At 44.8% G+C, this 21,359-nt stretch carries 20 protein-coding genes and 1 tRNA gene; 11 read left to right on the top strand and 10 right to left on the bottom strand.

The annotated features are described in order from the left end of the window. Nucleotides 1-102: 102 nt before the first annotated feature. The 3 genes from ACESTD_RS17560 to ACESTD_RS17570 form a co-directional block, all read right to left on the bottom strand. Nucleotides 103-175: transfer RNA gene (locus ACESTD_RS17560), tRNA-Gly, on the bottom strand. Nucleotides 176-286: 111 nt separating this feature from the next. Continuing rightward, the gene (nspC, locus tag ACESTD_RS17565) at nt 287-1,432 is read right to left on the bottom strand and encodes a carboxynorspermidine decarboxylase (RefSeq protein WP_005836519.1); all 1,146 of its coding nucleotides are present in this window, start codon (nt 1,430-1,432) and stop codon (nt 287-289) included. A 201-nt stretch (nt 1,433-1,633) separates the two neighbouring features. Then, the gene (locus ACESTD_RS17570; RefSeq protein ID WP_098032643.1) at nt 1,634-3,988 is read right to left on the bottom strand and encodes an ATP-dependent helicase; all 2,355 of its coding nucleotides are present in this window, start codon (nt 3,986-3,988) and stop codon (nt 1,634-1,636) included. Nucleotides 3,989-4,132: 144 nt separating this feature from the next. Here ACESTD_RS17570 and ACESTD_RS17575 point away from each other — a divergent pair, with 144 nt between their 5' ends. Both ACESTD_RS17575 and ACESTD_RS17580 read left to right on the top strand, forming a co-directional pair. Then, complete coding sequence (locus tag ACESTD_RS17575) at nt 4,133-4,753, top strand: superoxide dismutase (protein ID WP_005828364.1); 621 nt, start codon at nt 4,133-4,135, stop codon at nt 4,751-4,753. 166 nt (nt 4,754-4,919) lie between these two features. Beyond that, nucleotides 4,920-5,528, top strand: coding sequence for a thiamine phosphate synthase (locus tag ACESTD_RS17580; protein ID WP_005836515.1), 609 nt, complete (start codon nt 4,920-4,922; stop codon nt 5,526-5,528). 19 nt (nt 5,529-5,547) lie between these two features. Here the strand turns inward: ACESTD_RS17580 and ACESTD_RS17585 are convergent, their stop codons facing one another. Together ACESTD_RS17585 and ACESTD_RS17590 are read right to left on the bottom strand one after the other, a co-directional pair. Then, a complete protein-coding gene (locus tag ACESTD_RS17585) occupies nt 5,548-6,432 on the bottom strand; it encodes a sensor histidine kinase KdpD (protein ID WP_005836513.1) in 885 nt (294 codons plus the stop codon). Between the two features lie 531 nt (nt 6,433-6,963). Continuing rightward, the gene (locus ACESTD_RS17590) at nt 6,964-7,419 is read right to left on the bottom strand and encodes a helix-turn-helix domain-containing protein (RefSeq protein ID WP_005938268.1); all 456 of its coding nucleotides are present in this window, start codon (nt 7,417-7,419) and stop codon (nt 6,964-6,966) included. 144 nt (nt 7,420-7,563) lie between these two features. Between ACESTD_RS17590 and ACESTD_RS17595 the strand changes: the two genes are divergently transcribed. The 5 genes from ACESTD_RS17595 to ACESTD_RS17615 all read left to right on the top strand — a co-directional run bounded on the left by ACESTD_RS17595 (nt 7,564) and on the right by ACESTD_RS17615 (nt 13,524). Beyond that, nucleotides 7,564-7,755 (top strand): hypothetical protein, encoded by a 192-nt coding sequence (locus ACESTD_RS17595; RefSeq protein WP_005938271.1) that lies wholly within the window; start codon nt 7,564-7,566, stop codon nt 7,753-7,755. Nucleotides 7,756-7,773: 18 nt separating this feature from the next. Beyond that, entirely contained in the window at nt 7,774-8,097 is a 324-nt protein-coding gene (locus tag ACESTD_RS17600; RefSeq protein ID WP_005938274.1) for a hypothetical protein, read from the top strand. Between the two features lie 226 nt (nt 8,098-8,323). Then, nucleotides 8,324-8,527 (top strand): hypothetical protein, encoded by a 204-nt coding sequence (locus ACESTD_RS17605; protein WP_005938277.1) that lies wholly within the window; start codon nt 8,324-8,326, stop codon nt 8,525-8,527. Then, on the top strand, nt 8,524-11,814 hold the full coding sequence (locus tag ACESTD_RS17610) for a DNA primase (RefSeq protein WP_005938279.1): 3,291 nt from the start codon (nt 8,524-8,526) through the stop codon (nt 11,812-11,814). The genes ACESTD_RS17605 and ACESTD_RS17610 overlap by 4 nt, the downstream gene beginning before the upstream one ends. Nucleotides 11,815-11,952: 138 nt before the next feature. Then, entirely contained in the window at nt 11,953-13,524 is a 1,572-nt protein-coding gene (locus tag ACESTD_RS17615) for an RNA-binding domain-containing protein (RefSeq protein ID WP_005938281.1), read from the top strand. Between the two features lie 86 nt (nt 13,525-13,610). On the opposite strand, the gene ACESTD_RS17620 is transcribed toward ACESTD_RS17615, so the two are convergent. Together ACESTD_RS17620 and ACESTD_RS17625 are read right to left on the bottom strand one after the other, a co-directional pair. After that, entirely contained in the window at nt 13,611-13,895 is a 285-nt protein-coding gene (locus tag ACESTD_RS17620) for an HU family DNA-binding protein (RefSeq protein ID WP_025066952.1), read from the bottom strand. 401 nt (nt 13,896-14,296) lie between these two features. Continuing rightward, entirely contained in the window at nt 14,297-14,731 is a 435-nt protein-coding gene (locus ACESTD_RS17625; RefSeq protein WP_306669588.1) for a cupin domain-containing protein, read from the bottom strand. 115 nt (nt 14,732-14,846) lie between these two features. Here ACESTD_RS17625 and ACESTD_RS17630 point away from each other — a divergent pair, with 115 nt between their 5' ends. Further along, nucleotides 14,847-15,179 (top strand): winged helix-turn-helix transcriptional regulator, encoded by a 333-nt coding sequence (locus ACESTD_RS17630; RefSeq protein ID WP_373154097.1) that lies wholly within the window; start codon nt 14,847-14,849, stop codon nt 15,177-15,179. Continuing rightward, the gene (erm(F), locus tag ACESTD_RS17635) at nt 15,179-15,979 is read left to right on the top strand and encodes a 23S rRNA (adenine(2058)-N(6))-methyltransferase Erm(F) (RefSeq protein WP_002682030.1); all 801 of its coding nucleotides are present in this window, start codon (nt 15,179-15,181) and stop codon (nt 15,977-15,979) included. Before ACESTD_RS17630 ends, erm(F) begins: the two co-directional genes overlap by 1 nt. Before the next feature lie 207 nt (nt 15,980-16,186). On the opposite strand, the gene ACESTD_RS17640 is transcribed toward erm(F), so the two are convergent. After that, a complete protein-coding gene (locus tag ACESTD_RS17640) occupies nt 16,187-17,044 on the bottom strand; it encodes a penicillin-binding transpeptidase domain-containing protein (RefSeq protein WP_005938297.1) in 858 nt (285 codons plus the stop codon). Nucleotides 17,045-17,221: 177 nt separating this feature from the next. Continuing rightward, on the bottom strand, nt 17,222-18,085 hold the full coding sequence (locus ACESTD_RS17645; RefSeq protein ID WP_003013318.1) for an aminoglycoside 6-adenylyltransferase AadS: 864 nt from the start codon (nt 18,083-18,085) through the stop codon (nt 17,222-17,224). A 228-nt stretch (nt 18,086-18,313) separates the two neighbouring features. Between ACESTD_RS17645 and ACESTD_RS17650 the strand changes: the two genes are divergently transcribed. Then, the gene (locus tag ACESTD_RS17650; RefSeq protein WP_005938300.1) at nt 18,314-19,060 is read left to right on the top strand and encodes a tyrosine-type recombinase/integrase; all 747 of its coding nucleotides are present in this window, start codon (nt 18,314-18,316) and stop codon (nt 19,058-19,060) included. Nucleotides 19,061-19,127: 67 nt separating this feature from the next. Here ACESTD_RS17650 and ACESTD_RS17655 read toward each other — a convergent pair whose 3' ends face one another. Beyond that, the gene (locus tag ACESTD_RS17655) at nt 19,128-19,925 is read right to left on the bottom strand and encodes a sugar phosphate isomerase/epimerase (RefSeq protein WP_270530567.1); all 798 of its coding nucleotides are present in this window, start codon (nt 19,923-19,925) and stop codon (nt 19,128-19,130) included. 217 nt (nt 19,926-20,142) lie between these two features. Between ACESTD_RS17655 and ACESTD_RS17660 the strand changes: the two genes are divergently transcribed. Then, nucleotides 20,143-21,276 carry a PAS domain-containing sensor histidine kinase gene (locus tag ACESTD_RS17660; protein ID WP_018452643.1) on the top strand — a complete coding sequence of 378 codons (1,134 nt, stop codon included), beginning with the start codon at nt 20,143-20,145 and terminating at the stop codon, nt 21,274-21,276. The last annotated feature ends 83 nt before the right edge of the window (nt 21,277-21,359 follow it).

Raw genomic sequence — 21,359 nt, forward strand, 5'->3', positions numbered from 1 at the left:
ACAGGACTCGAACCTGCATGCCTCTCGACACACGCACCTGAAACGTGCGCGTCTACCAATTCCGCCACCTGGGCATAGGTAATTGCAATCTAAACTGCGTTGAGCGGAAAACGAGACTCGAACTCGCGACCCTAACCTTGGCAAGGTTATGCTCTACCAACTGAGCTATTTCCGCGATTGCGGATGCAAAGGTAGATATTTTCCTTAAACCTGCAAACATTCCGCAGACTTTTTTCACACAGAAAAGTGTACATTTTCGCCAGGCATACAAGCAGACTTTTGATTATCAACTCATTCGCCCACGATAATCTTCATAAGAAAATTGCTTGAAAACTTCAGCTTTTCCTTCTTTTGTCCACATTGCAATGGCCGGATGGTGAATTCCATTGAACATATTCGTCTTTACAGTGGTGTAATGTATCATGTCCTCAAAGACGATTCTCTCCCCTATCTGCAGCTCATGGTCGAAACTCCACAGTCCCATATAGTCGCCGCTCAAGCAGGAGTTTCCTCCAAGGCGATAGACGTAAGGGCCCGCATCGCCCATCTCCGCTCCACGCACTGCAGGCTGATAGGGCATCTCCAGACAATCCGGCATGTGGCACGTAAAGCTAACGTTGAGAATGGCGGTACGAATGCCGCGGTTTTCCACGATGTCCACTATCTCCGAGCTCAGCACACCGGTCTGCCAAGTAAAAGCGGAACCGGGCTCAAGAATGATTTGAAGATGTGGATAGCGCCCCTTCAAGCCCTGCAACAGACGGACAAGATGCTCTACATCATAATCCTTACGCGTCATCAGATGCCCGCCTCCTAAATTCAACCACTTAATCTGTGAGAACCAGCGGGAGAATTTTCCTTCCAAGTGCTCCAATGTGTGTTCCAGCTCGTAGGAAGAAGACTCGCAGTGACAATGACAGTGAAAACCTTCAATACCCGCCGGAAGTTCTTCGGGAAGCTGGTCGGCCATTACACCGAAGCGAGTACCGGGTGCGCAGGGATTATAAAGCTCCGTTTCCACCTCAGAGTATTCAGGATTGATACGGATACCGCAGGAAATGCCGCTTCCCTCCGCCACCACTACCGGATAAAAGCGGTGGAACTGCGAAAGCGAATTGAAAGTAATATGGCTGCTGCACCGCATTATCTCCGGAAAATCGACCTCGGTATAGGCAGGCGAGTACGTATGTGCCTTACTTCCGAACTCCTCCAATGCCAGACGGGCTTCGTAGACGGAACTTGCCGTAGAGTGGTCTATATACTCCCTGAAAATGGGAAAGGAACGCCACATGGCAAATGATTTGAAAGCGAGGATTATCTCCACACCTGCGCGGTCGGCCACACTTTTTATCAGTGCGAGGTTCTTTCTCAGCAATCCTTCTTCCATAATATAGCAGGGAGAAGGGAAAAGGGAAAAGTCTTTATTTGTCATTTTATATATATTTTTTTTACCATTTATGATTCCATCCTAATAAACACGCCGCAAGGGGTTGACAAGCCCTCTCCAACGATTTAGTAAAACTTCGGAGAAGATTTACTAAATCGTCCTCCTCATTTTAGTAATTCTCCGGGGAATATTTAGTAAAACAGATGCCGCCCTTCTGCAAAGTCATTCTTTTGTAAACAATATTCATCACCCTATAACTTTGAAACGCGCGAAGCGCAGCAAAAGTTGTTTGTCTCCCGCATTCTTGAAGCGGATGGTGGCTTTCGCATTGTCTCCTTCGCCCTCCACTTTCAAAACTTCACCCAGGCCGAAACGTTCGTGCTCTATCAGTTGTCCCTGCTGTACACGGTTGGCAGACGCGCCGGCAGAAGGCGATGTACTTGCCGTATTTGCAGAAGGCGCCACCCGTTTCAGGTTACGTGGAACGGTCGGCGCAATAATCTGCTGCTTCGGCCGTACAGACACACGCTCTTTTCCTCCATACGGAGCATCTTCCTTATCAGGCGCAAAGCCTCTGGCGTTCTCCCTGCGGAAAACGGCAGCTTCCTCCTCTACCCTGCGGAACATTCCCGCATCCTGAGGCAGGCGCAGGAACCGTACGTCTATATCCTTCAGAAAACGGCTGGGACTGCCAAACTCCATCTTACCGTACCGGAAACGCGTCTTTGCATACGATAGGAAACAGTGTTCTTCGGCACGTGTGATGGCTACATAGAACAGCCGCCGTTCTTCCTCCAATGCCCGGGGAGAGTCACCCACCATGCTGCTGGGAAAAAGATTCTCCTCCATCCCCACTACAAACACATTCTTGAACTCCAATCCCTTGGCCGAATGTACAGTCATCAGGGTTATCTTCTCATCGTCCCCATCCTTATCCGAATCCTGGTCGGTAAGAAGGGAAACTTCCGAAAGGAAGTCACCCAACAACACGTTCGGGTTTCCTTCCTCCTGCCGTTGGGCACAAAAATCACTCATACCGTTCACCAGCTCCTCTATATTCTCCTTACGGCTCAGATTCTCGGGAGAGTTGTCCTGACACACATCATTGATGATGCCCGATTGGCGAATAATGTCGGCACCGATCTCGTAGGCATTCTTCTCCGCAGCATCTGTGATAAAGGCGGATATAAGTTCGCGGAATGCCTGCAACTTTCCCACCGTACCTTTATTGAAGTTCAAGCCATACGCCAACGGCTCACAAAGCACGGTCCACAAACTTACATTGTGCCCGGTGGCGGCAGCAATGATTTTTCCCACTGTCGTATCTCCGATACCACGCGCAGGATAATTGATAATACGCTTGAAAGCCTCTTCATCATTGGGATTCACTATCAGACGGAAGTAAGCGATTACATCTTTGATTTCCTTGCGTTGATAGAACGACAAGCCTCCGTAAATACGGTAAGGCATACTGCGTTTGCGCATGGCTTCCTCAAAGATACGGCTCTGCGCATTGGTACGGTAGAGTATCGCAAAATCAGAGTAGGCATAGCGCTTTTCACGCCGCAGTTCAGCTATCTTATTCACCACAATATCCCCTTCTTCCACATCACTGTATGCCTGGTACACACCAATGGCCTCTCCCTTCTCCTTTTCCGAGAACACTTCCTTGCGTATCTGCCACTGGTTCTTTTCTATCAGGCTGTTGGCCGCGCGGACAATGGTCTGGGTGGAACGGTAATTCTGCTCCAGCTTGAAGACCTTCGTATCGGGATATACTTTCGTAAAGTAGAGAATATTGTCAATATCGGCACCACGGAAGGAGTAGATACTCTGTGCATCATCCCCCACCACACAGACATGCTGATGGTTCTTGGCAAGTTGCAGCACGATGCTGTGCTGTGCAAAATTGGTATCCTGATACTCATCTACCAGAATGTAACGGAACTGGTCCTGATAACGCGCCAACACCTCGGGGTGGTCCCGGAACAGCAGGAATGTGTAGAACAGCAAATCGTCGAAGTCCATCGCATCTGCCTGCCGGCAACGCTCCCAATATCTCTGGTAGATGTCGCGAAGCGCCGGAACCTTGGCTGCACGGTCTCCTTCGTAAGCCTCCTTGTTGTTGGCATAGCCTGCCGGAGAAACCAGATGATTCTTGGCATTCGAGATACGCGCCTGCACCATCCCCGGCTTGTACACTTTCTCATCCAGCCCCATTTCCTTGATAATGGAACGTATCAAGCTTTTACTGTCTGCCGTATCGTAAATGGTAAACTGCGAAGTGAAGCCGATATACCCGGCCTCGACATGCAGAATGCGCAGGAACATGGAGTGAAAGGTTCCCATCCACAGATGGCGCGCCCTCTCCGGCCCCACCTGACGGGCTATACGCTCCTTCATTTCGCGCGCCGCCTTGTTGGTAAAGGTCAATGCCAGAATGTTCCAAGGCTGGTAGCCATTCTCCAGCAGATAAGCAATCTTGTAGGTCAGCACGCGCGTCTTTCCCGAACCGGCACCGGCTATCACCAGTGACGGACCGTCATTGTATAACACCGCGTTCCGTTGTCCTTCGTTCAGTTCCTCTATATAATCGGGCATATCCGTATAATCTTAAAATGATGATATTTTTTCTTCCTTTGTTTTTACGGAGGCAAAGATAAAAAAAGCTTCGGAGACGTACGAACATTTCTATAGGTTATAGTGTTTATATAGTAAAGTTCCAAAATTAAATAATTGAAACTTATGAATACAATATTAACGATTTTAATGATAACAGTTATGACTTACGAAATGCCAAAACTTCCCTACACCAACAATGCACTGGAACCTGTAATCAGTCAGCAAACCATAGATTACCACTACGGTAAACATCTGCAAACCTATGTGAACAACCTCAACAACCTCGTTCCGGGAACGGAATTTGAAGGCAAAGACCTGGTAACCATTGTTGCCACAGCACCGGACGGTGCCATCTTCAACAATGCAGGACAAGTGTTGAACCACACATTATACTTCTTACAGTTTGCTCCGAAGCCTGCCCACAGCGAGCCTACCGGCAAGCTGGCAGAAGCCATCAAACGCGACTTCGGCAGCTTTGAGAATTTCAAGAAGGAATTCAACGCGGCAGCTGTCGGCTTGTTCGGCTCCGGATGGGCTTGGTTGTCTGCCGACAAGAACGGCAAACTCCACATCACCAAAGAAGCCAACGGTAGCAATCCGGTACGCGCCGGTCTTGTTCCGCTACTCGGATTCGACGTGTGGGAACATGCCTACTATCTTGATTACCAGAACCGCCGTGCCGACCATGTGAACGAACTGTGGAGCATCATCGACTGGGATGTAGTAGGTAAAAGACTGAAATAAGTAACAAGGTCCCACTAAACATGTTAATGACGCATTCTTGAGCAACTAAGGTTCAAGAATGCGTTTTCTTGTTTAAAATAGCCATCTAACATATTTTAAAGAAATTCTTTGGCTTCTACCATAAGTATTCATTAACTTTGCTAAACTTAAAAGTTAAACAAAAGAAATGAAACTCATCGTAGTAACAGCACCCACATTTTTTGTGGAAGAAGACAAGATTATCACGGCACTATTCGAAGAGGGGCTGGATATTCTACATCTGAGGAAGCCGGAAACTCCCGCCATGTATTCAGAACGGCTTTTAACGCTGATACCCGAAAAATACCATAAGCGCATCATTACCCATGAGCACTTCTACCTGCAGGAAGAGTTCAGCCTGATGGGGATTCATCTAAACACCCGCAATCCCAAAGAGCCCCACGACTATTCGGGCCACATCAGTTGCACCTGCCATTCACTGGACGAAGTGCAGAACAAGAAGCATTTCTATGACTATCTGTTCCTAAGCCCGATATATAATTGCATCACAAAGTCCGGAGTCACGTCCGGCTTCACAGCCGAAGAGTTGCGGCAAGCAGGAAAAAGTAAGGTCATAGACAGTAGAGTCATGGCTTTGGGAGGCATTACTCCCGACAACATACTGGAGATTAAGGATTACGGATTCGGTGGTGCCGTTGTAATGGGTGACTTATGGAATAAATTCAATGCCTGCACCGACCGCGATTATCTGGAAGTAATCCGCCACTTCAAGAAGTTGAAGAAAATGGCTGATTGAGCCTTCTTGGACTGGCAAATCAAAATTTACCGTACTCTTTGTATTCAATACCGGCAGGCAACGTGAAATAGAAGGTGGAGCCTTCCCCTTTCTTAGACTCCACACCGATACCTCCCCCATAGTGCTCCACAATAGATTTGGTGATGGAAAGCCCCAACCCCGTACCTTTGATATTGTAGTTCATCTTCACAAACCGTTCAAAGATGGCATGTCTTCCCACTTCATCGATACCACAGCCTGTATCTGCCACATAAAAATAGAAGTTATGGTTGCTCAATCTCCTGCAACCGATTTTCACACTGCCCATCTCCGTAAACTTCAAGGCGTTCCTCACCAAGTTACCTATGACTTGGGCAAAACGCACGCGGTCCACCACCAAACGGCATTGAGGCAACCGTTCTACAAACTCCACCTGAATGCCCGTGGGATGCGAGCGCATATTCTCCGTCGTACAGACTTCATCAATCAGCGCGTTTACATCCACTTCTCCATCGTTATATTCCAGAGTATTTGCCTCAATCTTCGAGTAGTCCAGCAAGTCATTGACCAGTTGCAGCAGCGAGTCCTTGTTATCATTAATCTCCTTCAGAAAAGCCATACGGGTTTCTCTGTCCAGATCATCCATTTCGGCAAGCATAGTTGTAAAGCCTACAATGGCATTCAAAGGAGTACGAATTTCGTGAGTCATATTAGCGATGAAAGCATTCTTCAGCTGGTTGGATTCTTCGGCAACCTCATTGATGCGCTGCAACGTCTTCAACCTTTTGCTCTTGCTGATGGAAATGATTATCATGATGACCAAAAGCAGAATGACAATTATCCCAAAACTATATACCAATGCTTCATTATTCTGATAGAAGTCATTCGTCCAAACATCGTATGCTGCCGTAATTGTCAATATCATCGTTTTTTGCTTGCTTATTGGAAACTATAAAATTATGGGAAGCAAATATACTAAAGAAAATACAAATAAATTAATAGAAACTACAGTTTTTTCCAACAAAATAGGCCGCATGCCATTACCAAGTAAAGCATGCAGCCCATAAATGTCATTATTCAGTATTATTGAAATCAGCCTTCAATGGCAGCCTGAGCGGCTCGGAAAAGCTTCTCAAAATCAGCAAGGTTAGCTATGCTTGGAAAACTTATCGCAAACACTTTTCAAGAAGCCTTGATTTTGTTGAGATTATTCCTCGACCGCGGCTTGTGCCGCTCTAAAACGCTTTTGATTTTCAGCAAATTCAAACTCATTGGAAAACTGAAAAGAAACCCGTTGAATTTTCTTGTCAAAAAAACCTATTTGCAAGCATTTTTGCAGCAACTGCGGCAGCAATCATATTATGATTATCAGTAAATTACCGAGACTGGTTCAACTTAAAAGCAAACCAAGTCTAAAACAACATGTAAAATACCACTATTATATAATAAGGTAGCATCATTGTTGGCCTTTGCGCAAAAGCTCAATGATAGCATTCTTATCCTCTAAATTATTCTTTAAGGATTCTATATACTCTTTTTGCATTTCCACTTTCTCGGTCAATTCCGCTACTCGCTCTTCTGCTTGTGCAGCCTTAGCTCGCTCTGCGGTCAGCTCAGCGATTAACTGCGCATCACCTATAAAATTGTTGGCATCACCATGAAGCGTTACGGCAGCGAGATAAGCCGAGATCTGAGGGGGCACTTCACAGAACAAAGTGAAAAAGTTAAAGTCCAGGGCATGACATAGGTCTACCAGCTTCTTACTCTCCATCGTATCTCTTTTCAATATTCTGTTGACATGCTGCTGGGAGACACCAATTCTACGTCCGAGTTCGGACTTACTGATGTCAAGTTCCAGCCGGCGTTTCTCTATTGCCTCGCCTATATGCACACTTTTTACTGCAACTTCCATGGTCTATAGTTAAATTTTAAGCTTCAATCAAAATAATATCATTCAAATATTGGCTATATAAACACTATTTTGTTATTTTGCGAGCATAAAGCTCTCATTATTTGAGTGCAAAGTTAATCATTAATCATTAAATAATCAAGATTTATGGTAGAAATTTCGGCAAAAATCCGTCCGTCGCTCATCGCTCTTAACGTAGGTGACGAAATCTCCTTCCCCATTGAGAAACTAAAAAGTGTACGAACTCAGGCATCCGAACTGGGCGCCATCATGAGTCGTCAATACACCACCAAGACCGATCGGATAAACCACATCATCAAGGTGAAACGCATATTATAGAACCAAACTATCAAAATTATGTTTTCGATACAATTTATAGACCACGAAGTCCCTTACGATGTGTTTCTGAATGACCTGGTTAACAAACTAGTTCAGGCGCTAAAAGACACGCACGACGACCCTGAATTCATCAGTCAGAGAAAGGCCTACAAGCTCTTTGGAAGACGAAACGTAGATCGATGGAGACGTCAGGGAAAGGTGGTATGCTACAAGCGTCCGGGGAAGGTAGAATACAAGACCGCCGACCTTCGTATGCTGCAGAAGACCACCCAGGATTACTTTGAAAGCCCGCCTCTTTCATCCATTACCAGTATTAAAAAGACGGTAAAGCATACAAAATAAGAACTAAACAGCATCAACAAAGAGGGAAAAGGTTATCAATGCAATCAAACTGAACTATACATAAACCTTTTTTGTTCCATCAGTATAGTTGTAGTCTTACGGAACATAGAAATAGATTAGTAGGTACAAGAGACTGCCAAAAGACATGAGAAAGTAAGAGAAATAGCCATGAAATTCTATCATCTGATTGCCATGTTGTAGGTATTCTCCTCGTTTTTTAAGAAAAATGAATGAGACAAAGCCATCAGTAGACCCTCATGGTGTCTATACCGTCAAAAGGACTTGTGCTGCCTTGGAGGTCAGCTACAAAACGCTCCGTAAATACCGGATGAACGGCCACATACAGCCCATCAATCCGGACAATCCCCATCGTCTGAAATACACTGGGCAATCCATTCTGGACTGCTGGTTCAAACTCCGCATGCTATGATTAGCGAAGGCACACTTGATAAAGTCAGGGAATTGCCCATCGAGTCCATTGTAGAGCCGTACGTGAAGCTATCGCGTGACGGCAGACTCAACATGAAAGGGCTATGTCCGTTCCATTCGGAGAAAACCCCTTCATTCTCGTTGAATCTGTCCAAGAACCTGTACCACTGCTTCGGCTGCAACCGGGGAGGCGATGGCATCCGGTTTATCATGGAGAAAGAAAACCTCTCCTTCACCGATGCGGTGCATTTTCTGGCCAAGCAGCACGGAATCCCGGTAGATTATGAAAAGGAAGAGGAACAAAGCGGGGAAGCCGTAGCCGAACAGAAACACAAGGAATCCCTTCTGGCTACACTGGATATACTCCAGACCTTCTTTGTGGACAGCCTTCGTCTGGCAACTACGGAGGATTCACGGAATGCCCGGTGTTATGCCTACAACCGCTGGCCGGAAGACTTTTGCTCAGAGGCCGGATTAGGATATGCCCCGAAAGACAGCAACGCCTTCCGCGATTTCTGTCAGCAGAAAGGATTGAAAGAGGAACTGCTGTTTGAACTGGGCATGCTCAAACGGAAGGAGGACGGCACCAGTTACTCCATGTTCCGCGAACGGATCATGATTCCGATACGGAACCGGTGGGGACGCATCATTGCCTATACGGCCCGTTACATCGGTGCCAATCCGAATGCCCCCAAGTACATCAATTCCGCCACCAGCGTGCTCTACACCAAGGGAGAAACCCTGTTTGGCATCGACCGCGCCTTTCGATTGAGGGATGCAGAGAATTTCATCATCGTGGAAGGCGCTCCTGATGCGTTGCGCTTGCAATCCATCGGTCTGGAGAACACGGTGGCCTCTTTGGGTACCAGCTGGAACGAGAACCAGCTGAACCTGCTCAAGCGCTACAAGTCCTCCCTCTGTTTCATTCCTGACTCTGATGTGGCTCCGGAAGGCCAATATGGTCCCGGATTCAAGGCTGTGATGGAATGCGGCACACTGGCCATCCGAAAAGGATTCCATGCCACAGTCAAGGAATTGCCCTTCGGTACCCGGGAACTGACGGAAGAAGAACTGCAGGAAAAGTACGAAGGGGCTATTCCAAAAGATGCTCAACGGGAAGTGCTTGTCAAGAATGATGCAGACAGCTACATTCTGAGCGAAGAAATCTACCGCAACCTGAGGGAAAAGCATTTTATCGTCTGGCTGGCAGAGAAGCAGTTTGCCACGGCCAGTTCACTGCTCAGGGAAATCAATTGCGTCAATCAGATTGCGGACTTGTTGCGTTATGTAAAGGACCAGTTCGTATATGAGCAGTGCATCGAGCAGCTGAGTAAGATTTACGGCAAAGCCCGCCTGTGGAAGGATGCCGTGACACAGGCCCGCAACCAGGCCAAGAGGGCCAAGCAGCCGACCATGATGGACAAACAGCAGGAAGAGACCGATGCACTCCGGCAGCTCAACCTGTTTGTCCGCAACAACTGCTACTATTGCCTGGGCAAGGATGATGAAGACCCCATCCGCCTTTCCAACTTTCGGATGGAACCCCTGTTCCACATCCATGACGAATGCAACGGTGTCCGCCTGTTCCGGCTGTTCAATTCCTTTCGGGACAGCTGCATCATCGAGTTGAAAGAATCCGAAATGTGCTCCATCTCCAACTTCCAGCAGAAGATAGGTTCGGTCGGCAATTACGTATGGCTGGGCAAGATAGACAAACTCAACAACGTCAAGGAGTTCCTGTATGCCCGCACCCAGACGGCCGAGCGAATCCGCAAGCTCGGATGGAACGAGAGCAAGGAGTTCTTTGCGTTCGGCAACGGCATCTTTCAGCACGGTGTCTTTCATGAAGCCGACGAAATGGGCATCATCCAGGATGACAGCCACCATGCCTATTACATTCCCGCCACTTCTAAAATCTACCGGGACAATGCGGAAATCTACCAATTTGAACGACTGATGGTGCACCGAAAGAGCAACGGCGTGCTTCTCCGCTCTTTCGTGGAAAAGCTGACGGAAGTCTTTGGCAACAATTCCCGCATCGCTTTCGGCTACCTAATTGCCACCCTCTTCCGGGACGTGGTCTATAAACGCACCCGGCATTTCCCCATCCTGAACCTGTTCGGTGAGAAAGGTACCGGTAAGACCACGCTGGCCACCAGCCTGCAGGCCTTCTTCCTCCATGACGTGGAACCGCCCAACATGGGTGTGGCCTCCGTTCCGGCCATGAACGACCGGGTATCGCAGGCGGTCAACACCCTGGTTGTTTTTGACGAATACAAGAACGACCTCGATGTGCGCAAGATTGCTTTCCTCAAAGGTCTTTGGGGCGGTGGCGGCCAGACCAAGAAGAACACCAACACGGACGGCATGGCCTCTCAGACCATCGTCAGCACGGGAGTCGTCATCTGCGGGCAGGAAAAGCCGACGCAGGATATGGCGCTCTATACCCGTGTTCTTTTCCTGGCTTACACCAAGACCTCGTTCAGCGTCCTGGAGAAAAAGCATTACGAGGAACTGCAGTCCATCTGCAACCTGGGCCTGACCCACTTGACCCTCGACATTCTGAAACATCGGGAGCTGTTTGAGAAGAACTTTCCCGACATGTATTCCCTCACCAAGCGGGAACTTGCCATCCAGATGGAACAGGAAGGCATCCATGACCGTATCTTCGGAAACTGGATTATTCCGTTGGCCACACTGCGCACGCTGGAATCCGCCTTGCATCTTCCCTTTAGTTACGCCCAGATGCTGGAAACCACGGTCAACGGCATGCGCAACCAGAACGAACTGGCCCAGGAAAGTTCCGAAGTGGCCGACTTCTGGAACATGCTCCAGGGCTGGCAGTCCATCGGAAAGTGTACAGAAAAAGTACACTTCAACATCCGCTATCTCAAGAAGTTCCGTCCGATGAATGTCAAGGAAGATATGGAGTTCATGGAAGCCCGTCCGATACTCTACCTGAACATGGCAGCCATCTCTTCGCTGTTCAGCAGCCGGAACTCCACCCAGAACATCACGGCCAACCGTTCGTCCTGGTCCACCGTTCTGTCATACCTCAAATCCCATCCGGCCTTTCTGGGCACCAAGCAGGACCGCTTCTACATCCTGCTGCCCAGTGGTAACCCGGATTGCGTGACGGTTGTGAAAGACGGAAAGGTTATCCAGAGTCCGAAGGTGAACCGCCCCAAAGCGCTTTGCTTCGACTACCTGCAACTCAAGGAGATGTTCGGACTGGATCTGGAAACGGAAGTGATTACGGAAAACAGTGAAGATGATTCCGAGATATAAGATAACTGATAGGATTAACCCCCATGATATAAAGACCGTTTTATTTCGAAGATTCAGGGAATAGAATTATCTTTGTATCTTGGGCCTCAATGATAGGACCATGCAATATATATATCTGTAAACAAGTTACCGAACCTCATGAGAGAAGACCAATTTATCAAGCTCTCCCAAGCTGGAGAGAATGTTCAAATAGAATACAAGACATGCTATGAACAGATTTCTGATTCATTGTATGAAACCGTCTGCTCCTTTCTGAACCATAGTGGTGGCCACATTCTGGTGGGAGTCAAGGATAATGGTGAGATTGCCGGAGTAAATCCAGACAAGGCTACCACCCTGCAGGGGAATATCATTACCGCCATCAAGAATCCGGATTTGTTCTTGCCCTGTCCCTACTTCACACCGCAAATACTGACCGTTGAGGGGAAGGTGGTCCTGTATCTGGACATTCCTTGCGGACAATACGTTTACCGCTACAAGGGGAAATACTGGGACCGCAATGGAGATGCAGACATTGATGTGACCGACCAGCCGGAATTGCTGCTTTCGCTCTTTGAACGAAAGAATCCGCATCTTTTTGAAGAAAGGATTGTAGAAGAACTGACACTGGAAGATCTGGACAGTGATACTTTCCAGTATTGCCGTAATATCCTGGCAGTCATCAAGCCGAACCATCCCTGGCTGCAGCTGACAGATGAAGATATACTGCTTCATACCCGTCTGGCCAAGAAAGAAAGGGAAACCGGAAAACTGAAGTTGAAGTATGCTGCACTCATTCTGTTTGGCAAGGAAGAAGCCATTGAAGAGTATATGCCCCGTTACCGCTTCGAGGCGCTGTTTCACATGTGTACCTACGAGGAATACAATGACATCAAGCGTTTCCCCAGTCGGTACGACGATCGCATCACCATGCGCTGTAACCTGATCAAGGTCTATGACCGACTGACGCAGTTTACGGAACGCTACCTGCCGAACAAGTTCTACTTGCCAGAAGGGACTACCCAACGGGAAGACCTGCGCTGGGACCTCTTCCGTGAAATTGTGGCCAACCTTTGCGTACACAGTGATTTCAGTACAGGTTATGCCTGCTTCTATCATGTGTTCAAAGACCGGGTAATCACGAAGAACCCCACTCGTCTGCTTCCGGAGATTCCCGAAGGCGAACTCACACTGCAGGAATTGAGCAACTACACCAAGAATCCGCTGCTGGTGCGCGTGTTCCATGAGTTGTCCTGGGTGGAAGATATGGGCTCCGGTACCCGTAATATCTTGCGCTATGCCCCCTTGTACTATCCCGACTACAAAGTGGAAATCGTCAACGGCTCGCAGTTCATCTTTTCCATTACCTATATGGAAATGTCCCAAGAAACCGTGGAAAATGTCCCAAGAAATGAGAAAATGTCCCAAGAAACTGCGGAAAATGTCCCAAGAAACGGACAAATGTCCCAAGAAACCATTTCCACTAACGATGAAGACGATTTGAATATTTCTCTTGAAAAGCCGACAGACAAGAAAGAAAATTCTAAAAAGAATAAGCGCCATCAAGCGATAGTCTCGTTGATCAGGAAGAATTCGAGGATTACAATGGAGGAAATGGCAGACAAGTTAGGTGTCAATGCGCGTACCATTCATCGCGACATCGAAGAATTGAAACATGTTGTAGAGCATATTGGTCCGACCAAAGCCGGCTACTGGAAGCTGTTGAAATAAAGTAGTGCAAATGCCCATGTAAGAAAAAACCATAAAAGAGAGCCGTTTTCTGACTCGCTTTTATGGTTATCCTTTGCAAACAGCCATTAATCCTCCAGTTTGCTCACCAGCTTCACAAATTCTTTGGCAGGTTTGAATGCCGGGATGTTGTGAGCCGGCACAATCACGGTGGTATTCTTGGAGATGTTACGCGCCGTCTTTTCCGCACGCTGCTTCACAATAAAACTGCCGAAGCCACGTAGATAAACATTCTCTCCCTTTTCCAGCGATTCCTTCACTTCCACCATCAAACTCTCCACTACTGCCAGTACGGTTTGGGCATCACATCCGGTCTTTGCGGATATACTCTTACATAATTCTGCTTTCGTCATTTCTAGATTCTTTAAAAACGCACAAAGATACGCAATGTACTTCAAACAAACATCAAACAACCCCGTTTTTTGCTTGTAAATCAGCACGAAAAGCACTACCTTTGCATCGTTTTTAGAATACATCTTCAATATGGACATTAGTTTGATTGGCACACATGCAGATGCCGTATGGAACGTACTGCATGAAAAAGGTGGAATGGATTTGACTCAACTAAAACAAGAATCCTTTCTAACAGACAAGTAAATTACTTCTGTAATTTGCACCTTATATATAAATTCTGCTTAGCTTAGTTTAGTTTTTTTAGTCAAAAATAAAAAAGGGTATCGACATAAGTTCAATACCCTTTTATTTTTATCAGCTCATAGTATAGCAAATAATAAATGAAACTGACTTAGCATCCCTATAGAAGGCTCACTCGCTCGGTAATGGCTGCATCGTCCAATGTGTAACCTCCGAGACTGTTTTCTTTGGCTTGAATACAGAGATATAGCATTGGTGCATCTGAGGTACATTTCAAGCAACGGTCACAGTGTGTTGAAACACGAACCACCGAACCTTCGGAAATATCAAAAACAGAATCATTTACCTGAAACTTCCCTGAACCGGAAAGAATAATATAGTTCTCTTCGTTATTCTCATGGGTATGGAAGAACGGAACAGATTCTCCTGAAGGGAGAGAGCCAAATGAGATTTCACAGGAATTGGCCTCAGTTGCTTCTTTTACAAATTGTTTCCCTTCAAAGTGCTGCAGATTCCCAACAGAAACATGGGCGAATTTATCGCCGGCATTAATTTTAATAGACTCATAATTGCGATAATTTAAATTAAACAGTATCTTTGCATTTGATAATAACTATCTTTTTGATAGTGCAAAGTTAATATGTAAATACATATAAAACAAGAGGTTACTTAATTGTAAGCTGGTTACTTTTTGAATAGTTTTTTTGAGTATGAGCAAGATAGAGTTAAAAGAAAATCTAAAAAAATATTCGAACTTGGATGAATGTCCAATAAGAAATATCATATCACGATTTTCAGGAAAATGGCCTGTAATTATATTATGTATTCTGTCTGAAAACGAGTGTACGCGTTTCAATCAGATTCAGAAAGCTATTCCTGACATTTCCCCCAAAGTATTATCTGATACCCTAAAAAATCTTGAAACAGATGGTATAATCAAACGAATTGTTTATGGAGAAGTACCCCCAAGGGTTGAATATTCATTGACTAAACTTGGCCTAAGCCTAATGCCATACATTAACAACTCTGTAAGAAGTTACTAATGACAAAAAAGAAATTGCCCGTTCGTTTTACGGGTCAGCACTTTACTATTGATAAAGTGCTAATAAAAGATGCAATAAGACAAGCAAATATAAGTAATCAGGATACGGTTTTAGATATTGGGGCAGGCAAGGGGTTTCTTACTGTTCATTTATTAAAAATCGCCAACAATGTTGTTGCTATTGAAAACGACACAGCTTTGGTTGAACATTTACGAAAATTATTTTCTGATGCCCGAAATGTTCAAGTTGTCGGTTGTGATTTTAGGAATTTTGCAGTTCCGAAATTTCCTTTCAAAGTGGTGTCAAATATTCCTTATGGCATTACTTCCGATATTTTCAAAATCCTGATGTTTGAGAGTCTTGGAAATTTTCTGGGAGGTTCCATTGTCCTTCAATTAGAACCTACACAAAAGTTATTTTCGAGGAAGCTTTACAATCCATATACCGTTTTCTATCATACTTTTTTTGATTTGAAACTTGTCTATGAGGTAGGTCCTGAAAGTTTCTTGCCACCGCCAACTGTCAAATCAGCCCTGTTAAACATTAAAAGAAAACACTTATTTTTTGATTTTAAGTTTAAAGCCAAATACTTAGCATTTATTTCCTGTCTGTTAGAGAAACCTGATTTATCTGTAAAAACAGCTTTAAAGTCGATTTTCAGGAAAAGTCAGGTCAGGTCAATTTCGGAAAAATTCGGTTTAAACCTTAATGCTCAAATTGTTTGTTTGTCTCCAAGTCAATGGTTAAACTGTTTTTTGGAAATGCTGGAAGTTGTCCCTGAAAAATTTCATCCTTCGTAGTTCAAAGTCGGGTGGTTGTCAAGATGATTTTTTTGGTTTGGTGTCGTCTTTTTTTAAGCTGCCGCATAACGGTTTGGCGCTTGGCGCAGTGGCGGATTTTGGAGCACAAAACTGTCAATACACCACAAAAGTTGATGCGAGGTAGAATGTTCAATTAACCACGTCACCCGCCATTGAGCCAAACGCCTGTTACCTGCTGGCATTCTTTTAAATTATATTCAAGTCTTTAAATACTTTTTTGGTAATTTCTTTTCTGCAACTTCCGAAATCAGACCTTTTCATTTTTCTGTCTTGTAAAAGTCTTGTTGCAAAAATATAAGTCCCATTTTTGGTCTCAATGTACCCTGTCCACCAACCTGTATTGATGTTATTTTCCCTTGTCCAACCTGTCTTAGCCCTTATAGTATATTCTTCATTTTGTTCCGTAATCATTACGTTTTTAACAATGTCAATATTTCGCTTAGAAAAGGGTAATTTTTCTTCATAAAAAGATTTTACAAATTCGACCTGATTTTTAGGCGAAATTGCAAAGTCTCCAAAATTCCAAAAATCGGCTTCAGTTTGGGATAAATTATTGTTTCCATACTTGCTCTCTGCGAGGTGTTTTCTATAGGTATCTTTTCCGATTTTCTTTGCAAGTTCTACAAAAACCCAACCTGCTGATAATTCAAAGGCTTCTTTGACTGGCATATCGTGATAAATTTCGGGTCTATAACCATACTTAACTGTATCTGTACTACCAACCCATTTTATTATTTCGTTTTCATCTTTGATAGTATTAGTTTCAAGAGCAATCAATAAATTTATAATCTTGAATGTAGATGCTGGAAGCGTTTCAATTTCTAATCCAACTGTGTCCGATACAATCCATTTATCATTTCTAATGTCATAAATAGCAATTGTGCCTTCAACTCCGCAACTGTCAAAATAATTTTGGAAGTCGCCCCGTATATTTATGTCGTTCTTAGCCAAAATATTTGATTTTCCATCTGCTTGTCTGTTAGACGAACATCCATAAATAAGGAAAAGTGTTACAATAAAAGAAAATAAACTTTTTGATTTCATTAGTTTCTTGAATTTACGGTTTGGTTTTTTATGCTTGCAGGTAACGTGCCGCGTATTGGCGATGGGCGGGATTTTTAGCACTGAACTTTAATCGAAGAACAGAAGTTGAATTTTGCACTTCCGTTGATACGAAGCCGTTCAGCCCGCCTATTGCCAATACGATGTTGTACGACGTAGTTATGTTTTGGGTTTTAGTCCAGCTAAATATTTTCGTATGTCATTTTCTAATTTATCCGGGTATTTGTACTCTAATTTTTTTGACAATTCAGTTCCTATTTCTGAAACTAAATCAGTCATTGAAAATAGAGCAGTCCAATTTTCCTTTATATCGCTCCCTGAAAATGTTTGTTCTGTTTTAGCCCACATTTCCTGGTTAAGATACTTTTTGAAAAGCCGTCCATATTTATTGGTCGTTATGTTCCAATTGTGTTCACTTGCAATGTGCCATTCAATTAAAGGAATTAAATATTCTGTGCGAATAACGGTTTCCGACATAAATTTCGCATAGAATATTTCATCTCTCACAAGACACTTTGCCACGTAAGTTGTGTCCCACCAAAAATCGTTTATTAGATTTTGAAACTCTTTTTCAGACGGTTTTTTGATAATGGAAATTTGATAAGTTGGTTTCAGCATTTGCTTTGTAATACCATCTTTATCAATTAAAATTTTATAACCAATATCCCAATCTTCTGGTAATTCTTTCTCTTGCGTTTCCTTTATAAATTTTGATTTGCTGTAAAGTTTAAAATCTACTTTCACACCGTCTTCATAAAGTAGCATTTTCATTGCGTGTTTATGGTTAAAACAACTTTCGTCTTCTTCAATCATAGCAATTGGATTTCCGAATTTAAGCGTCCAGCTTTTGTCTGAAATGTAATTTGTATTATCCTCAAAAACAAATTCAATGTCTAAATCACTAAATTCGTCAACAAGTGCTAAAGGATTTACAAGTGAACTTGTCAGAAGAAGAACTCTTACATCTTCGTTTTTCTCCGACCATTCTATAATTGTTCTTAACTTTTCTTCTCTGACTTTCATTTTGTTTGGTTCGGTTTTACTATGTCGTACAACGTCTTATTTACGCAACAAATATACAACATTCGTAAATACAAACCATATAACATTCGTAAACCGATTTGTGAGTAAAAGTGGAACTCCTTGATATGATATTGATAGAGAGAAGGATAAGCACGAAAATAAACATAGAATTATTTTGCATTTACGAATGTTTTGTTATCTTTGCCACTCACACTTATAACCGGAGGCATGGATGTTGACAGATTGATACTTGAATTTGAGCGGAAGCTCGTCTTGCAGCGCTACAGTGCGAACTCGATCGCTAACTACAAAAGCAGCGCGAGGAGCTTCCTTGATCTTGCGAAAAGGAAATTCTCGCATCCGGCTGAAATCGACGAGTTGGCGGTTGAGAAATATGTGCTGTGGAAAATCGAGAGGCACAGGATCGGCAGTTCTCACCAGCGCATGATAGTGGCGTCGATCGACAAGTTCTACAAGTCGATTTATGGCAGGGAGTTAAAGATAAAACACCTTTATCCGTCGAGGAGGACCTTTGCGTTGCCCAATTGTCTGAATATAGATGAAGTGAAAAGGATCATCGACGGCACCGAAAACATCAAGCACCGTTGCATGATCAAAATGCTTTATGGATCGGGGCTGCGATTGAGCGAACTGATCAATCTGGAGATAGCCGATATTGATTCTGCCAGGATGCTGATCCGCATCGTCAAGTCCAAGGGGAACAAAGACAGGGTTGTGACGCTCCCGGAATCCATTCTGACTGATCTTCGCACCTGTTACATCCTGCATAAGCCCGATGTATATCTGTTTGAAGGGCAGTGGGGCGGCCCATATTCGGCAAAGTCCGTGCAGATGGTTGTCAAGAACGCCGCGTCAAGAGCCGGAATCAGGAAGAGAGTCACGCCTGGATGCGTTCTGAATATTTTTCAACTCCCGACCTCCACCTCAAGTGGGCATCCGAGTCAAATGTCATAAAAAAAAGGGATTGCATTCGCATCGGAACACAAACCCTTTCGAGATAAAGAGAGAATGAAATTATCTTTTATTTTTGTCTGTCGCTCGTTGTGGCTACCACGCCCCTGAAATAACCGATGGATTCGGCAATTCCGATGAACGGATCCTTCATGTTGCGTTCGTGCTCCAAACTGACGACGCCGTCGTAGCCGGTTTTTCGGAGCATCCTCACGAATCCGGGGATATCAAGGATTCCCCGGCCGACCTCAACCGAATATCCCGCTTTTGAAGCTCCGGTGACATCTTTCAGGTGAATGTCGAACACGCGAGAGATGTATTTCTCCAAATCGGCGACCGGGTCTTTTCCGTTGCGTCTGTCATGACCGATATCCAGGCACATGCCGATGCGCGGGTCCAAATCCTTCACGTTTTCCCAAACGTCGTCGGCATCGGGATAGAGCGGCATGTCGGGGCCGTGCAGGTGGATGGCGTAATTGAAATCGTATTCCTTCACCTTTTTATCCAGATAAGGAAGCAGGTCGTAGTTTGGAACGCCGACGATCAGCTTCACTCCAACCCGTTTGGCATACTCGAATGCGTTGTCGATTTCCTGCTCCGTTTTCATGTAAATCGGTCCCACGGCATAACCGGTAACTCCCTTCGATTTCAATTTCTCGTGGAAATCGGCAATCTGTTGGTCGGTGCTGTTGAACGGCAGATGAAAATCCTTGATGCAGAGGTAGTGGACATCGCATTTTTCCAATGTCTGCAAGGTCTTGTCCAAATCGAAATTCACGAAAGTATAACCCGCCATTCCCACCTTGAATTTCTCGTAGGTGTCGGCAGCCGGTTGCGGATCGGGTCGATCTTGCGCGCTGATCATCATCGAAACGACGATTGCGGATAAGAAGAGGAGTAATTTTCTCATGACTTGCAAATGTTTTTACGTGTACGAACACAAATGTACGATTAAATATCATATGCAGGCAATGAATCAAATGTTTGTTATAGATATTTACCTTAATAAATTTAAAAATCACTTTTGTTCAATAAATCCCCGCTTTTTTCGTTACTTTGCATGCGGATTAAACGGATATGTCGGCATGATTGATTTCAATTCTCATCAATGGATCAAGTACGGTTTTGTTGCTTTTGCAGTGGCCATTGCATTGGCTTCTTTGTTGTTCTCCAACAAATTGGTGCGGGAACTGACCATCGAGGAGCGCAACAAGATTGAAATCTGGGCAAAAGCCACCGAGCATCTCGCCACCGAAACCGATAACAGCGACATGAACCTTGTGTTGCGGATCTTGCAGGGCAACACCACCATTCCGGTTATTTTGTACGACAAATCGAACCGAAGTTTCATTGTCAACAACATCAAACTTCCCGACAAAGGGCGGGACAGGTTTCTTCAAAAGAAAATGGAGGCATTTTCCAAAAAACGAAATGCCATTGAACTCACCGAACTCAATCAATCTCTTTATTACGATGATTCCTACACGCTCAAGCAGTTGCAGGTTTTTCCCTATGTGCAGCTGGCGGTGATAGCATTTTTCATCGCGCTGGTGTTCTTCGCCCTTCGCAATTCGTTGAAAGCGCAGCAGAACCGGGTGTGGGTGGGATTGTCCAAGGAGACGGCACACCAGTTGGGAACGCCGATTTCATCGTTGGTCGCGTGGATCGAGTTTTTGAAGCTGAAAGATATCGATCCCGCTCTATTGTCCGAAATCGACAAGGACGTGCATCGCTTGGAGATGATTGCCCGGCGTTTCTCGAAGATCGGTTCCGCCACGGATCTCCGGCAGGCAGATTTGCGCGAGGTTGTCCGCCGATCGTTAGGTTATATGGAAAAGCGGATTTCCGATAAAGTGCGGATCGATCTGGATTTTCCCGAACATGGGGTGACGGTTACCGTGAGCGAGCCGCTTTTCGATTGGGTGATCGAGAACCTGTTGAAAAATGCGGTGGATGCCATGGGCGGCGAGGGAACGGTTTTGTTCCATATTTCCGAAAGGCGGGGAAAGGTGCTTTTGGATATTTCCGATACTGGAAAAGGTGTCCCGAAATCACAGTTCAAAACCCTTTTTTATCCCGGATTCACCACCAAGGAGCGTGGTTGGGGACTTGGCCTGTCGCTTGTGAAGCGGATTGTGGAGGAATACCACAAAGGAAAGATTTTTGTGAAGGAATCGGAGCTTGGGAAAGGAACCACGTTCAGGATGGTGCTGAAATGATTATATATCTTGAGTTCAACTTATAAATGCAACTTTTTGGGTGCGGATAATAAGCAATAAAAACATTTATTTTTCAGAGAGGA

Origin of the sequence: Bacteroides sp. AR20 (genome assembly GCF_964250605.1) — a bacterium.
GTDB lineage: Bacteria > Bacteroidota > Bacteroidia > Bacteroidales > Bacteroidaceae > Bacteroides > Bacteroides uniformis.